11 protein-coding genes are annotated in these 15633 nt (G+C 68.2%); 6 read left to right on the top strand and 5 right to left on the bottom strand.

Going from position 1 to position 15633, the window contains the following annotated elements; translation table 11 throughout:
- Positions 1-64: 64 nt before the first annotated feature.
- From ACFFGN_RS29000 to ACFFGN_RS28990, 3 genes are all read left to right on the top strand, one after another.
- The gene (locus ACFFGN_RS29000; RefSeq protein WP_380053792.1) at positions 65-1363 is read left to right on the top strand and encodes an NsdA family TPR-like regulatory protein; all 1299 of its coding nucleotides are present in this window, start codon (positions 65-67) and stop codon (positions 1361-1363) included.
- A 22-nt stretch (positions 1364-1385) separates the two neighbouring features.
- Positions 1386-1949: a GNAT family N-acetyltransferase gene (locus ACFFGN_RS28995; RefSeq protein ID WP_380053789.1), complete on the top strand. Its 564-nt coding sequence runs from the start codon at positions 1386-1388 to the stop codon at positions 1947-1949.
- Between the two features lie 145 nt (positions 1950-2094).
- Positions 2095-5709 carry a COG1361 S-layer family protein gene (locus ACFFGN_RS28990; RefSeq protein WP_380053787.1) on the top strand — a complete coding sequence of 1205 codons (3615 nt, stop codon included), beginning with the start codon at positions 2095-2097 and terminating at the stop codon, positions 5707-5709.
- Between the two features lie 18 nt (positions 5710-5727).
- Here ACFFGN_RS28990 and ACFFGN_RS28985 read toward each other — a convergent pair whose 3' ends face one another.
- The gene (locus tag ACFFGN_RS28985) at positions 5728-6093 is read right to left on the bottom strand and encodes a hypothetical protein (protein WP_380053784.1); all 366 of its coding nucleotides are present in this window, start codon (positions 6091-6093) and stop codon (positions 5728-5730) included.
- 228 nt (positions 6094-6321) lie between these two features.
- Here ACFFGN_RS28985 and ACFFGN_RS28980 point away from each other — a divergent pair, with 228 nt between their 5' ends.
- Together ACFFGN_RS28980 and ACFFGN_RS28975 are read left to right on the top strand one after the other, a co-directional pair.
- The gene (locus ACFFGN_RS28980) at positions 6322-7998 is read left to right on the top strand and encodes a PHP domain-containing protein (RefSeq protein WP_380053781.1); all 1677 of its coding nucleotides are present in this window, start codon (positions 6322-6324) and stop codon (positions 7996-7998) included.
- 44 nt (positions 7999-8042) lie between these two features.
- Positions 8043-8924, top strand: a complete 882-nt coding sequence (locus tag ACFFGN_RS28975; RefSeq protein WP_380053778.1) for an oxygenase MpaB family protein — start codon at positions 8043-8045, stop codon at positions 8922-8924.
- A 5-nt stretch (positions 8925-8929) separates the two neighbouring features.
- Here ACFFGN_RS28975 and ACFFGN_RS28970 read toward each other — a convergent pair whose 3' ends face one another.
- Positions 8930-11062: an alpha-galactosidase gene (locus ACFFGN_RS28970; RefSeq protein ID WP_380053775.1), complete on the bottom strand. Its 2133-nt coding sequence runs from the start codon at positions 11060-11062 to the stop codon at positions 8930-8932.
- Positions 11063-11348: 286 nt separating this feature from the next.
- On the opposite strand from ACFFGN_RS28970, the gene ACFFGN_RS28965 reads away from it, so the two are divergent.
- Entirely contained in the window at positions 11349-12539 is a 1191-nt protein-coding gene (locus ACFFGN_RS28965) for an ROK family protein (protein ID WP_380053772.1), read from the top strand.
- A gap of 98 nt (positions 12540-12637) precedes the next feature.
- Here ACFFGN_RS28965 and ACFFGN_RS28960 read toward each other — a convergent pair whose 3' ends face one another.
- From ACFFGN_RS28960 to kdgD, 3 genes are all read right to left on the bottom strand, one after another.
- Positions 12638-13234: a ParA family protein gene (locus tag ACFFGN_RS28960; RefSeq protein ID WP_380053770.1), complete on the bottom strand. Its 597-nt coding sequence runs from the start codon at positions 13232-13234 to the stop codon at positions 12638-12640.
- Positions 13235-13376: 142 nt separating this feature from the next.
- Complete coding sequence (locus ACFFGN_RS28955) at positions 13377-14699, bottom strand: enolase C-terminal domain-like protein (protein WP_380053767.1); 1323 nt, start codon at positions 14697-14699, stop codon at positions 13377-13379.
- Positions 14696-15610, bottom strand: coding sequence for a 5-dehydro-4-deoxyglucarate dehydratase (gene kdgD / locus ACFFGN_RS28950; protein WP_380053765.1), 915 nt, complete (start codon positions 15608-15610; stop codon positions 14696-14698). The genes ACFFGN_RS28955 and kdgD overlap by 4 nt, the downstream gene beginning before the upstream one ends.
- Positions 15611-15633 lie beyond the last annotated feature (23 nt).

Here is a 15633-nt window from a genome sequence, read left to right as displayed (position 1 = left end):
ACTGCACCTTGTAGTGAGGCCGAAGTCAAGACAACGTCTCATCTGACGTCAACGGGAGGCATCGATGGCGGGTAGGCATACGCCAAAGACGGTTCTGGCGCATTTGATCTCGCGCCGGGACCAGACCTACTCAGAGATCGTTGCCGAGTTCGTCGAGCTGGGTGGCACCATCACCGAGCGGCATCTGCGGCGCCTCGCCTCCGGCGAGCGTGCAGGTACCACGCCACAGACCCGGCGCACCCTGCAAAAGATGTTCGGAAAGCCGGTCGAGGAACTGCTCGCCCCGTACCAGCCGGAACAGGCCGCCACCTCGGTGGCCCTGGTGCCGGCCCACGGCGGGCGGATTTCGACCGGCAATGAGATGGAGGTACTCGACATGGCTGCCAGCCGTGCGCGGGCTTTTGCCCTCGCGGCCCAGACCGGCCTCGGCAACGAGGCGATGGAGCAGGTGTACGACGACGTCCGGCATGTTGCGAAGGCTTACCCGCAGCGGCCGCTCCCGGAGATCCTCGGCCAGCTGGTCGAGACCCAGGACCTCGTCTTCGCCCTGCTCGAGAGCCGGCAGCGGCCGGAGCACCTACGGCAGCTCTACTTCCTGGGGGGCGTCACCGGCGGTCTGCTGGCCAAGGCCTCCCACGACCTGGGCAACCCGCATGCCGCGATGACCCAGGCCCGAACCGCCTTCCTTTGTGCGGACAATGCCGACCACCACGGTCTGCGCGCCTGGGTCCGTGGCCTGCAGTCCCTGGTCTCCTACTGGGCCGGCAACCCGCACGACTCGGTGCGCTACGCCCAGTTGGGCGCCGGTTATGCCGAGCAGGCGAACAGCACCACCGGCGTCTGGCTACCGGTGAGCGAGGCCCGCGCCTGGGCCGCGCTGGGCAACGCCGACGCCGCCCGCGCCGCGCTGGAGCGCGCGGAGAACGCGTGGAACAACGTGCAGGGCGACGAGCTCGACGAGATGGGCGGCCTGTGCACGTTCGGGCGCAACCGCCAGTTGTACTACGCCGCCGACGCGCTCGCGTGGCTGCCGGGTGAAGTTGACACCGCAGAGAGTTACTCTCGGCAGGCAGTCGACGCGTACACGGACCAGAGCCACCCGGAATGGGCCTTCGGCGATGCCGCCGGAAGCCACGCCGCCATGGCGATCACACGGATCGCCCACGGGGAACTGGACGGGGCCGCGGACGCACTCGCGCCCGTTCTCGGGCTGCCGGCCGAGCGGCGGATCAACGGAGTCGTGCACTCCGCCCGCCGGGTTCACCAGGCTCTTCGGCAGTCCGGGCACGCAGCTGATGCCCGTGAACTGCAGGAGGAGATCGAGATGTTCACCAGGACCCCGATACAGAGTTTCCCCCGGTAGCCGGGCTACCGAGGTGTACCCCGTGCGCCTCACCGGCGCTGGCGTCGGCCTGCGCGAATTCAGGCCCGAGGACGTCGACGACGTGCTCGCCATCATCGGTGACGACCGGGTGACGTCATGGCTGTCGTTCGACAGCCGTGACCGCGCCCAAGCGGTGGAGATGGTCACCACCGTGGTGGCGCGGGCCCAGGAGGTCCCGCGCCAGGAGTACTACCTCGCCGTCACCCGGGCCGCGCCCCACGACGACCGCCTGATCGGTTTCGCCCGGCTCGCCCTCGACGGCGTACAGGCCGCCAAACTCGGTTACGCGATCGCGGCCGATCACTGGGGCCACGGTTATGCCACCGAAGCGGTCCGGACCATGCTGGTCTTCGGCTTCGGAACGCTCGGCCTGCATCGTGTCAGCGCCGCCATCGGCCCGGAGAATCAGTCCTCCATCGCGGTGGTGAAACGCCTCGGTCTCAGCTACGAGGGCCGCATCCGCCACCATGTCCGGACCAACGGCCAGTGGCGCGACTCCTTGCTCTACTCGATTCTCGACGAGGACTGGAGCCGCGCGACCCGTCCCACCGAGTTCCCCAGCTGAGCCGATTGCCCCTCCGGGCGAGTTCAGCTGCTTGCCATCGACAACAGTCCCGCTCCGGCGTAACTTGAAAACGGCTCGAGGTACATGTCGCCGGGGGGCGACTGCTGTCTAGCAGGCGATGCTCGTTGAACCGGGGGTTCCCATCATGCGGTACCGAAGTGTGTCCTTGTTGTGCCTGTCGGCCATGGTCTCGGCCCTGGTCGTCGCCGTTCCCGCCGGCCCGGTGAATGCGAGCTCAGAGCGCGCCGTCACCCGCTCCGGCGAGGTCAAACCGGGTATCTCCAAACCCGTTCGCAGCTTTCCCAAGGCCAAGGCGAAAAGTACCTCGCCCGGCCTGACCATCGACAAGGCGCTCACCCAGCCCACCCGCAAAGGGTCGGCTGACCAGGCCATCCAGACCCGGGAGGCGCCGGTCAACGACGACCTGACGGCACCGCTGGTGAACTTCGCGGGCATGCAGGGCGGCGGCCCGCCCGACCCGGTCGGAGACGTCGGCCCGAATCACTACGTGCAGATGATCAACTCGACATTCCAGATCTGGAACAAGGACGGCACCTCGCCGGCCGGTGGCGGTCCGTTCAACATCAACACGTTGTGGACCAGCAACAGCGTGAACGACAACGGCTGTGACACCCAGAACGCCGGCGATCCGATCGTGCTCTACGACCAGACCGTCGACCGCTGGATGCTGGCGCAGTTCACCTCACCGAACACCGCGCCATTCGATATGTGCATCGCGTATTCGCAGACGCCGGATCCGACCGGGGCCTTCTTCACCTACTCGTTCCGGCTGAGTGCCAGCCACGACTACGAGAAGTTCGGCATCTGGCCCGACGGCCTCTACATGTCCACCTTCGAAGGCGGCACCAACGGCGCGTACGTGTTCGACCGGGCCGCGATGATCAGCGGCAGCCCCGCGACCTTCCAGTACTTCGGCAGTGGCGCGGGCGCACTCGGCGCCGGCATCGGCGCAGGTGGCCGGGTTCGGGTCTTCCCGAGTGACTGGGACGGTGTGAACGCACCGCTGCCTGGCGAGCCGAACCACTTCCTGTTGTCCCGCGACACCGACAACGGCCAAGGCGGTACGCAGGACAGCATCGAGATCTGGGACTTCCACGTCGATTGGAACAACCCGGCCAACAGCACCTTCGCCTTGGCCAGCACGCTGAACACCCAGCCGTTCGACATCAACGTCGGTTGTACCGACGCGGATGGCAACGGCGTCGCCCGCGACTGCATCGCGCAGCCCGGCACCACGCAGCAGATCGACGCCCTGCCGGGCCGGCTGATGCACCGCGTGCAGTACCGCAACTTCGGCACCCACGAGGCCATGGTCGCGGTGCAGTCCTCGGTAGATGCCGATGGCAACGATCGCGTCGGCACCCGGTGGTACGAACTGCGCAACACCGGTGCCGGCTGGGGAATTCACCAGCAGGGCACCTATGCGCCGTCGTCGACCAACAGCACACCCGATCGCTGGATGGGCTCGGCCGCGATGGACAAGAACGGCAACATCGCGCTCGGCTACAGCATCGTCGACGCGACGAACAACGTCTTCCCGTCGATCGCGTACACCGGCCGCTCGGTCAACGCACCGCTCGGCGCGATGTCCGAGCCGGAGCAGTTCATCTTCAACGGCACCAGCTCGCAGAACTTCGACCGCTGGGGCGACTACAGCTCGATGAACGTCGACCCGGTGGACGACTGCACCTTCTGGTACACCACCCAGCACAGCGGCAATCTGCAGACCCGGATCGCGTCGTTCCGGTTCACCGCCTGCGATCAGACGGATCTGCGCATCACCAAGACCGATTCGCCTGACCCGGTGTACGCCGGGCAGCAGCTCACGTACAACATCAACGTCACCAACGATGGACCGAACACCGCACACGACGTCACCGTCACCGACGTACTGCCGGCCGGTGTGACCTTCCTGTCCAGCGCTCCGGCCTGTACGAACGCGGCCGGCACGCTCACCTGCGAGCTCGGCGAGATCCTGCCGGGCCAGACCGTACCGCTCACCATTCAGGTACAGATCCCGGCCAACTTCGCCGGTAGCACGATCAGCAATACCGCCACCGTCAGTGCAGCGGACCAGTTCGATCCGGTTCCGGGCAACAACACGGCCACGGCGGTCACCACGGTGAAGACCGCGGCCGATCTCGCGGTCAGCAAGATCTGTAAACCCGACATACCCGCTCAGGCCGGTACAAACGGCTTCTGCGACATTCACGTCGACAACCTCGGGCCGTCCAACGCCCAGGACGTTGTCCTGAAGGACGTGCTCACCTCGGCGACGCCGTTCTCGGTCGTTTCGGTCACCACCACCCAGGGCACGTGCGCGCCGCCCAACTCGGGTCCGGTCACGAGCTTCACCGTCACCTGCAACCTGGGCACGCTCGCGGCGGGTGCTCGAGCCACCATCCGGGTGACAGTGACGGCGGCTGATGTCGCCCAGGTGAACGACGTGGCCACGGTGACAAGCTCCACCACCGATCCGAATACGGCGAACAATCAGGCCACCGGCAGAGTCGACTTCTATGGCTCGGCGGACCTCAGCCTGGTCAAGACCGGTCCGGCCACGGTGGTCGCCGGTACGAACCTGACCTACACCATCACCGTGCACAACAGCGGACCGTCCGTGGCGCACAACGTGCTGGTTCAGGATCAACTGCCGGGTGGCGTCAGCTTCGTCTCGGTCACGCCTTCGCAGGGCACCTGCACCTATGGCCAGCCGACCGCGCGGGACATGCGTTGCGGTCTCGGCAACCTGGCCGCCGGTGCCAGCGCCACCATCACGGTGGTCGGCAAGGTGGCTCCGCAGGTGGCTCCGGGCACGCTGCTCGTCAACGACGCGATCGTGTCCAGCTCCACCGCCGATCCCGACAACGACGACGTTCGCGGCAGTGTGCCGACGACCGTCACCGCGTCGGCCGACCTCTCGGTCACCAAGACCGATTCGCCGGACCCGGTGGTCGCGGGCAAGCCGCTGACCTACACCATCACCGCCACGAACAGCGGACCGTCGACAGCGCAGGAGGTCATCGTGACCGACACGCTGCCGGCCGGTACCAGCTTCGTCAGTGGCGTGGACGGCAACGGCAACACGGTCTGCACCCTGGTCCAGAACGATCAGGTCGTCTGTGCCCTCGGTGCACTCGATCCAAATCAGTCCAAGGTCGTCTTCCTGACCGTTCTGGTCGGGCCGTCGGTCCCCAACGGCACCGTGCTGACCAACTCGGTCACCGTCTCGTCGGCAACACCCGACCCGAACGGCGCCAACAACACCGCGACCGCGGGCACCACGGTGCGGACCTCCGCCGAGCTCTGGCTCGACAAGCAGGCCTCGCAACGCAGCGGCAACCCGTCTCCGACGGTGATCTACACCTTGGTCGTGCACAACGACAAGGGGTGTGAGACCGACGCGCAGTCGACACCGACACCCACCTGCGGTGAGGGTGGCCCATCGGACGCGCAGAACGTCACCGTGGTGGACACCCTGCCGCTCGATCCGAAGAAGCTCGTTGTCCAGTACGTGTCGCCGCAATGCACCTACGTGAAGGCGACCCACCAGGTGACCTGTACGGCGGCGACCGTGCCGGCCGGAGCCACGGTGACGTTTGTCATCGAGGCCCAGGCGGCCGGCAGTGTCCGGACGATCACCAACACCGCCACCCTCACGAGCACGACGCCCGATCCGGTCGCGGCCAACAACAAGAACGCCGCCACCATCGTGGTGAAGGGTGGCACGGGTAGATAGCAGATCGAGGGGCCGTCGCTACTGAATGCCGGTCACATAAGTGAGCGGTACGAGAACGGCGGCCCCGGCGATCACCGTCACCCCACGCTCCGGGGCGGATTGGAACCCCCTGACCGGTTCGCCCCGGACCACGTACGCACCGGAACCAACCAGCACCACGGCATGGCCATCGGCCCCGGTCCGGCCGTTCGCCACCACCTCACCACCTGTGGTCAGCACGACGTACGACGTGTTGGCGCGGGGGACCGGGTCACAGCGCGGGTCGTACGTCGGCGGCCGGTGCGGGCACTGCTCTCCGATCTGCGTGACGATATCCAGCGCTGCGCGCCCCGGCTCCGGCCGCACCGTCGTACTGGCCGTCGGCCACGCGGTCGGGGTAGTCATCGGAGCTGTTCGCGAAGCTGGAGATGCGGGCGAGGGATCGGTGGGACCAGCGAAGCGTGACGTATCGGCGCAGCCGGTCAGCACCAGCAAGCAGCAGATCGTGGCGACTGTTCCGCCCACCATGGATCGAGTCTAAGCCCGGAATCACGCGTCCTGTTCACCGTGGAGCCATGAAAAATCAGCTGGGCGGTCTTGTCAGGACAACCGACCTCTGCGAGATTGCGCGGCATGGCTGAAACGCGCGCGGTGCCGGAGTGGGCTGATGGTGAGGTGCCGCAGGAGCGGCTCGACTCGCAGGGGGTGTCGCGGCGAGGGCTGATCCGGGGCGCGGGTCTGCTCGGCGCCGGGTTCGCCGCGTCGGCGGCCCTACCGAGCCAGGCGGCCGCGGCTGCTGCTGTGACCGCTACCGAGGCGTCCGGTGCGGATCCGGAGTTGGTGTATCTGGTGGGAGATCACCACGTGCACAGCCGGTACAGCCATGACGCGAAATACGACTTCACCCAGTTGGCGTTGCGGGGTTCGCAGTTCGGGCTGGACTGGATGGCGTTCACCGAGCACGCGAACTTCGGGCATGCCGACAAGGGCGCGGAGGCCGAGCGGCAGGAGATCCTGAAGGCGCGGGCGGAGAACCCGCGGATGCTGATCTTCCAGGGCCTCGAGTGGTACATCCCCGCTGCCGAACACGGCACGGTCCTGGTCGCGCCGGGCCCGAACGAGGCGGAGCTGCTGCGCCGGTTCGAACGCGAGTGGGACGGCAAGCTCACCGGCCGGGCCGATTCGACGCCCGCGAACGAGCAGCACGCGGTCAAGGCCTTACGCTGGCTCGCCGAGCAGAAGCGCACCGGGTTCGTCGACGATGTGCTGGTCTTCGCGAACCACCCGATGCGGCTCGGTATCGACGCTCCGCATGAACTCCGTGGCTGGCGCGACGCCGCCGCCGGGATCTGCGTGGGCATGGAAGGCGCGCCCGGTTCACAGGGTGACGCCGATCCGGCCTGGGCGGCGTTCCGCGGCGCGACCAACGCCCAGCGCGGCGAATACGTCAACGCGCCAAGGCCGGACAGCTTCCCGGGCTATCCGGCCGACGCCTATCGCACGTACGGCGGGTTCGACTGGGCCACGGCGACCGTCGGTGGTTTGTGGGACGCGATGCTTGCCGAGGGCAAGTTGTTCTCGATCACCTCGAACTCCGACAACCACCGGACCATCTGGGACACCTGGCGTGACGGCGTTTTCCCGCCCGGCGAGAACTTCGACTCGCTCGGCTGGAAGCCCTCGCCCACCGACACCGGTACGCCGCAGCCAGGTTCCGACTTCTGGCCCGGGCAGTTCAGCCGTACGCACGTGGGGGTGAGGCGGTACGGCTATCTCGACGTGATGGCGGGTCTGCGAGCCGGCCGAGTCTGGGTCGATCACGGTCAACTCGTCGACGGGATCGACGTACGCCTGGCGCCGGCCGGATCACGCCATCGCGGTACGACGCTCGGCGGCAGGTTGTCGGTACATCGCGGCGAGCGGCTCGAACTGCGGATCACCGTGACGAGCGCGACCCGGCCGAACTTCCACGGGTTGTTGCCGCGCCTCGCGCATCTCGACGTCATTCGCGGCGTGGTGACGGGCCAGCCCGCCGATCCGGACGGCTGGAAGGCCCCGGACACCAGGGTCTTCGACCAGGTGGACGTGAGCAAGCGGACCGGGACCTACACCGTGCGGATTCCGCTCGGGCGGGCCGAGCGCTCGCACTACGTCCGGGTCCGCGGTAGCGACGGCCGACGCAACGGAACCGGCTACCTGGGCCGGGCGGTCGACCCGTGCGGTCCGATCCAGCACCCCACGAACGACGGCGATCCGTGGCTCGACACCTGGCTCTACACCAACCCCATCTTCGTGGACGTTCATCGCTAAGCCGCTTGCATAAGTTCGCTTGGGGTGGTGGGGACACTGGCGATATGGCCCCGCCCGAGAATGGCCGACTTGTCGGTGTGCTCGATCCCGTCCGCGACGGGCTGGCCCGGATGATCATGACGAAGGTCGCCGGCCCAAATCCGCAAGCGGCCCGGTTGTCCGTGCACGCGAGTCCGGGCGAACGCTGGTTCGCCCCGGACAGCCCGATCCGCCGGGTGCACGGGGACGCTTCGATGTTCGTCGGTGGATTGCGCGCGCTGTTGCTGCAGTCGTTGCACCCGCTCGCGATGGCCGCAGTTGCGGCGCACTCGGGTTATCGCGGCGATCCGTGGGGCCGGTTGCAGCGGACCAGCTACTTCCTCGCCATCACCACCTTTGGCGCGGCGGCTGACGCCGAATCCGCAGTCGAGCGGGTGCGCGCGGTGCACGAGCGCGTACGCGGGACCAGCCCGGACGGCCGCAAGTACGTCGCGTCGGATCCGCACCTGCTCAAGTGGGTCCACATCGCCGAGGTGGACAGCTTCCTCGCGGCCCACCAGCGCTACGGGATGAACCCGCTCGACGCCGAAGGCTGTGATGGCTACGTCGCCGACGCCGCGCGAGTGGCCCGCGCCCTTGGGGTGGAAGACCCGCCGGTGACCGAGGCCGAACTACACGAGGCCATCGCGTCGTACCGGCCGGAGTTACGCGGGACGGCCGCGGCGCGGGAGGCGGCCCGGTTCATGCTGGTCCATCCGCCCGTGCCACTCGTGGCCCGCCCGGCGTACGGCGTACTGACCGCGGCGGCCGTCGGACTGTTGCCCTGGTGGACTCGTTGGCCGCTCCGCCTGCCGTACTTACCGTTGGCCGAAGCCACCCTCGTTCGCGCGTCCGGCACGGCTCTCACTAATACGATCCGCTGGGCGCTGACGTCTCCCGAGCTCTAACCGGTTCAGACCGCCGTGAGATGGATGACCGTCGCTTGCGCCGGAGCCAGCGTGGGGAACGGTAAGCCCAGCGAGGCCAGTACGGCGCCGGGCAACGTCACGCCCTCGGTGTACCAGCTAGGCGCGGCAACCTCGTGGCGATGCGGTAGACCCATCTCCGTGCGTACGCGAACTTGGTAGACCTTGGACGGGTCCAACCCCGGCAAGGTGATTCGGCCGGAGTGAGCCGCACTGCTCGTACCGAGACGCGCCCAGCTGTAGACGGCCTTCGAACGGTCTGGCGCGACTACACCCGACAGGAGCGTTTCCGGGTCCAGTACGTCGGCCCTTACCGTCGTACCGCCGTGCAGTAGTTCGCGTAGTTCTCGGTAGAGGCCAGTCCAGGCCTTGAGGACTTCAAGCTCCTCGGCCGAGCAAGCCGTCAGGTCCCACTCCAACCCGGCATGACCGAACAGAGCGGTCGCCAACCGGAACGAGAGGTCCGTACTCCGGTGAGTGGTGTGAGCCGTCGCAGGACCGACATGGCCACCAACAAGCTCCGGCGGCAGCAGTAGACCCGTCCACCGCTGGATGGACTGACGCTCGACCGGGTCGTTGCAGTCCGAGGCCCAGACGCGATGCGTGCGCTGGAGTATTCCGAGGTCCACCCGGGCTCCGCCGCTCGCGCAGGACTCGATCTCCAGCGATGGATGCCGGGCGATCAACTCGTCCAGCAGGGCGTAGAGCGCGCTGGTCTGGCGATGTACGCCGGGCCCGCCCGCGTCGACGGCCTCGTGCAGATCGCGGTTGTGGTCCCACTTGAGGAAGTCGATGCCGTACTCGGTGACCAGCGCGTCGAGGCGTTCCAGCAGGTACGCCGAGGCCTCCGGGTTGGCCACGTCGAGCACGTACTGGTTGCGCCACGGCACCGGCACTCCGGCCTCTGGCGAGAGCAGCCAGGACGGGTGTTCGCGGACGAGATCCGAGTCGAGGTTGACCATCTCCGGTTCGACCCACAGGCCGAACTGCATGCCAAGACCGTGCACCCGCTCGACCAGCGGCCCGAGGCCCTTCGGCCAGACGTCCGCGTCGACCCACCAGTCACCGAGACCGGCGTGATCGCCCCGACGCCCTGCGAACCAGCCGTCGTCCAGCACGAATCGCTCGACGCCGATCTGCGCGGCCCGTTCCGCCAGCGCGGTCAACCGCTCGAGGTCGTGGTCGAAGTAGACCGCCTCCCAGGTGTTCAGGACCACCGGGCGTGGGCTCGCCGGATGCGCGGCGAAGGCCCGCACGTGGGCGTGCAGGCGTTCGCTCAGACCGTCGAGGCCTTGGCCGGACCAGGCGAAAACCAGCTCCGGACTCCGATAGGTATCGCCTGCCGCGAGGCGGATTTCCCCAGCACGCAGCAGTTCGCCGCCGCCGAGGACCGAGCGGTTGACCCCGGCGCCTTCGGGCAGCCGCTCGACGACGTACTCCTGGTCGCCGCTCCACGCGACATGCGTGGCCCAGACCTCGCCCGAGCGAAAGCCGAAGCCGGGTGTACCCACGACGGTCAGCAGTGCCGCGTCGTGCCCGGTCCGGCCGCGTCGTACGGCCCGTCGATGGGCGCCGTCCCGAACCGGGGTCCGCTGCGGCGATCGCTCGCGGCACCACTTGCCGGTCAGGTCGAGAATCTCGCCCGCCCGTTCCGGCAGCGGCAGCAGGATCCGCAGCTCGGCCAAGTCGAATCGGCCTTCGCCGGCAGGCCGATGGACCTCCGCGCCGGCCGTCAGGACGCCGTACTGGTCGAGGCGATACCGCAGCGCGAGCTCGAGGCCCGTGATCGCGTCATCCAGCCGGAGCAGGAGTTCGCCCGCGGTGACGTCGTACGACGTGAGGGCGAACCGGGGTGTGGTGTGGTTGCCGTCGAGATGACCGGCGATACCGGGACTGCCGGACCAGCCTTCGGCCTCGGTGGGCAGTAGGCCGAAGCGGCGCGGACGATCCATCGAGCTGTTCAGCACGGGCGGATCCGCGGTTTCGGCGATCGCCGCCAGGGCGGTTTCATCCAGCTCGCCGGGATCGGCGCCCCAATGCAGCAGCCGGGGTGGCGCGGCGGCGGTGACGTCGAAGATCGCGCTCACTCCCGCGGACCGCAACTGGACGACCTTCGGCATGGTTGAACTTCCCCGTTCGTAGATACTTGACGATGTCAATAAATCATTCTTAGGGTGGCGCGGCAAGCTGGTTTCGCGTCGTCCCGACGGCCGGAACCGGCCAGTCGCTCTCCGCGCCAACCGGCCCGCCGCTCTGCTCACCCGTCCGGCCACGGCGGGGACCCGGAAAGAAGGCCGGAATGTCGACAAATCTCCCTATCCGCCGCGTTTGCCGATGTGGCCGTGTTGCGGGCCCCGCGGCTTGTAGTTTGTTCACCGTGACGCACCTCCCGTTCGGAACCGCCTCGTGAGAACGGCGCCGCGCCTGCCGCTGGCGACTCCGGCCGCGGTCGAGGTGCTGACCCGGATCCTCACCCAAGGTCCGATCGCCCGGGTCGAGATCGCCCGCAAGACCGGGCTTTCCCAGGCCGCCGTGACCAAGGCCGTCGCGCCGCTGGTCGAGGCCGGCTACGTGGTGGACGCGCCCAGTGCGCGCGACGACACCGTGATCGGGCGGCCGGTCAGCCCGTTGTCGGTGGTCGAGTCGAGCGTGGCGGCGATCGGCATCAAGGTCACGCCGGGCGAGCTCTTCGGCGTGGTGACCGATCTGCGGGCGAACATCCGGATCGCCCGCAGCAAGACCCTGCCGGACACCAGCCCGGAAACCGCCCTCGACCTGCTCGCCATCCTGGTCGGCGAACTGCTCGCGGCGGTCGAGACCGGTGACAGTCCGCTCAGCACGGGTACGACGGCCCTGGCCGGGGTTGGCGTTTCGGTGTCGGGTGACGTGGACGCGACCGCTGGGGTGGTTCGGCACTCGGCGTTCATGGGCTGGCGGGATCTGCCGCTCGGTGCACTGCTGCACGAACGGATCAACCTGCCCGTCGTGGTGACAAACGACGTGCGCGCCTTGACCGTGGCCGAGCACTGGTTCGGCATCGGCGTGAACGCGAACTCCTTCGCCATCGTGACGATCGGCTCCGGCATCGGCTGCGGGCTCTACCTCAACGGTGACGTGGTCGAGGGCGCGCACGGTGTCGCCGGGGAGATCGGCCATCTACCGCTCGCCCCGGAGAACCTCGTCTGCACCTGCGGACGGCACGGCTGCGTGGAAACCGTGGCGTCGTCCGACGCGATCCTGGCCCGCGTCCGCGAGGACACCGGGCGCGCGGAGCTCGACCTGGCCGGAGCGATCGACCTCGCACACGCGGGTGACGAACAGGCCCGGGCGGCGTTCGACCGCGCGGGCCAGGTGATCGGCTCGGCCCTCGCGGCGATGGTGAACCTGGCTGGACCCGAACTGGTGGTGATCGCGGGTGAAGGCGTCGCCGACTACGACCTCTACGACCACCGGATTCGGGCCGCCTTCGCGCAGCACGCGTTCGGCGCGGCCGCCGACTGCGAGCTCACGATCCGCTCACACACCTTCGACGACTGGGCTCGCGGCGCCGCTGCCACCGTCATCCGCAGCTACATCCGCACCGAACCCCCGTTCTGACTCATCTCTTTCTTTGCGTCATTCGTCGCAAAGATGGGGTAGGCGCCAGCGTCCGAGGAACCACGCAGGTGGGGCTCCTCGGACGGTTGAGGCCCAGGTCAGCTGCGGGCGGCGGCGAGGATCTTGCGCCACACCTTGCGGTACGCCTCGAGGCCGTCTTCGGCCAGCGGTCCGGTCGGGCCCGCGGTGATCGCGACCCGCTCGGGGATCGTGCCCCAGACCGGGATGCCCTCCTCGGCGTACGTCGCCATCGTCTCCTGGTAGGACCGGGTATACGTCCGGGCCGAACAGATCACCAGGCCGACCGGGGTGTCTTCCGGCACCAGGTCGAGCACCGCCCGCACCCGGGGTGTCTCGACGCCGCCGATCCGGGTCGGAATGACCACGATCCGGGCCCGCTCGAGCGCCTTGTTCAGCAGCCGCTCGTGCGACGGGGGCATGTCGACGACACCGATGCCCTCCGGTGGAACCTTGTCCAGCGCCTTCGTCAGCAAACGCTCGGTCGGGGCCTCGGCGATCTCGATCCGGGCCAGGTGGTCGTCGTCGGAGTTCTCGATCCAGTCCGCGGCGCTGCCTTGCGGATCGGCGTCGACGAGGGTGGCCGTACGGCGGTTCGAGGATGCCAGCGCGGCGAGGTACACCGACGTGGTTGTCTTCCCGACCCCGCCCTTCAGTGCAGCTGTCACGATGATCATGAGATGACGCTACCCGGTCCAGACCGATTTCCGGCGTGTCTTCGGCGTTGCCCTCAGACGTCGTGATAATTGCCCCCAGCCCCTAAGGGCCCTCGGCAACGCATTCGGCCCGAAAGCGCCAAGGAACTCCGGACGCAGGGCACTAGCGCACCAGGCAGGGGCGCTTGGGGTCGAATGCCCAGTCCTTCACCAGGAACTGCATCGCCATCGCGTCGTCACGGGCGCCGAGGCCTTTGCTGAGGTAGAGCTCGTGCGCGGCCTGCAGCGCGTCCCGGTCCAGCTCGACGCCGAGCCCAGGTGCGGTCGGTACGGTGATGCGGCCGTCGGCGATCCGCAACGGATTCGTCGTCAGAGCCTGGCCGTCCTGCCAGATCCAATGGGTGTCCAGGGCCGTGATCTCGCCGGGTGCGGCGGCGCCGACGTGGCTGAACATGGCCAGCGAGATGTCGAAATGGTTGTTCGAGTGTGAGCCCCAGGTAAGCCCGAGGTCGTTGCACAGCTGGGCCACTCGTACCGAGCCGTTCATCGTCCAGAAGTGCGGGTCGGCCAGCGGGATGTCCACCGCGTTCGCCCGGATGGCGTGGCTCAGCTCGCGCCAGTCCGTCGCGATCATGTTGGTCGCGGTGCGCAGTCCGGTGGCGCGCTTGAACTCGGCCATCGTCTCGCGGCCGGAGAACCCTGCCTCCGGGCCACACGGGTCTTCGACGTACGCGAGCACGTCGTCGCGGCCCCGGCACAGCTCGATCGCCTCCTGGACCGGCCAGGCGCCGTTGGGATCCACCGTTATCCGGGCCGCCGGGAAGCGCTTCGCCAGTGCGGTGACCGCGGCGAGCTCCTCCTCGCCGGCGAGCACTCCGCCCTTGAGCTTGAAGTCGGCGAAACCGTAGCGCTCCTGTGCCGCCTCGGCCAACGCCACCACGGCTTCCGGCGTCAGCGCCTCTGAGCGACGTACCCGGGACCAGCGATCGTCTCCGCCGTCACCGGTCACGTACGGCAGGTCCGTGGCGGACGTGTCGCCGACATAGAAGAGGTACCCGAGCACCGGCACGGTCTCGCGCTGCCGGCCGTCGCCGAGCAGTTCGGCCACCGGCACCCCGAGGTGCCGGCCGATCAGGTCGAGCAGCGCCGACTCCAGCCCGGTGACGGCATGCACCGTGGTGCGCAGGTCGAACGTCTGGGCTCCGCGGCCGCCGGCATCACGATCGGCGAAGGCCTTGGCGACCGACTGCAGCAGCCCACGGTAGCGCGCGATCTCGTTGCCACGCAGGAGTTCTCCGGCCTCGACGATCGTCGACGCGATCCGGCCGCCGCCCGGGACCTCACCGAGGCCGACGTTGCCCTCGCTGTCGGTCACGATGACGATATTCCGGGTGAAGAACGGTCCGTGCGCACCGCTGAGGTTGAGCAGCATGCTGTCGTACCCGGCGACCGGCACGACCTCGACCGAGCTGATGGTGGGCGTCATTTGACGTTGCCGACCAGGGCTGTCAGCTGCGCCAGCTCTTCCTCGTTCAAATCTTGCAGGGGTGGGCGGACCGGCCCGGCGGGGCGGCCGATCGCGGTGAGGCCCGCCTTCACGATCGACACCGCATAGCCCTGCATCCGGTCCCGAATGTCCAGGTAGGGAAGGATGAACTCGTTGAGCTTGCGGTAGACGGCATCGCGATCCTGCGCGCGCACGTCCTGGTAGAAGCCGAGCGCGAACTCGGGCACGAAGTTGAAGATGGCCGAGGAATACGTGCTGACCCCGAGCTGCAGCAGCGGCAGCGCGAACGTCTCGGCGGTGGGCAGGCCGCCGATGTAGGTGAGGCGATCGCCGACCCGCGCGTAGATGCGGGTCATCATCTCGATGTTGCCCACGCCGTCTTTGAGGCAGACCAGGTTGGGGTTGCGCTCGACCAGCCGCAGGACGGACACGTCGTTCAGGACCGCGTTGGCCCGGCTGTAAACGGTCACGCCGAGGCCGGTGCTGCGGCACACGGCCGAGACGTGCTCGACCAGACCATCCTGTCCGGCTTCGGTGAGGTACGGCGGGAGCAGCAGCAGGCCGTCCGCCCCGGCAGCCTCGGCCGCCTGCGCCTGGGCGATGGCGGCGGCGGTACCACCCGTGGCCGGCGCCAGCACGGGCACCTTGCCCCCGATCTCCGAGACGGCCGCGCGGACGACGGTGTCGATCTCGGCCGGGGTCAGCGAGAAGCCCTCACCGGTGCCGCCGGCGGCGAAGAGCCCAGCGACGTCGTACTGGCTCAGCCAGGACAGGTGCTCGCGGTAGCCGGTCTCGTCGAAGCTGAGGTCCTTCGTGAAGTGCGTGACGGGGAAGGACAGTAGCCCGGTCTTGAGCTGGGCCGCGAGCTCGTGGGGGTTGTAGTGCGTCAAGCTGACGGTCCTTTATCTGTGGG

Source organism: Kribbella deserti, assembly GCF_042434725.1.
In the GTDB taxonomy this organism is placed as follows: domain Bacteria; phylum Actinomycetota; class Actinomycetes; order Propionibacteriales; family Kribbellaceae; genus Kribbella; species Kribbella deserti.
Note: the sequence above shows the minus strand (reverse complement) of the source record. Positions and strands in the feature narration are given on the sequence as shown.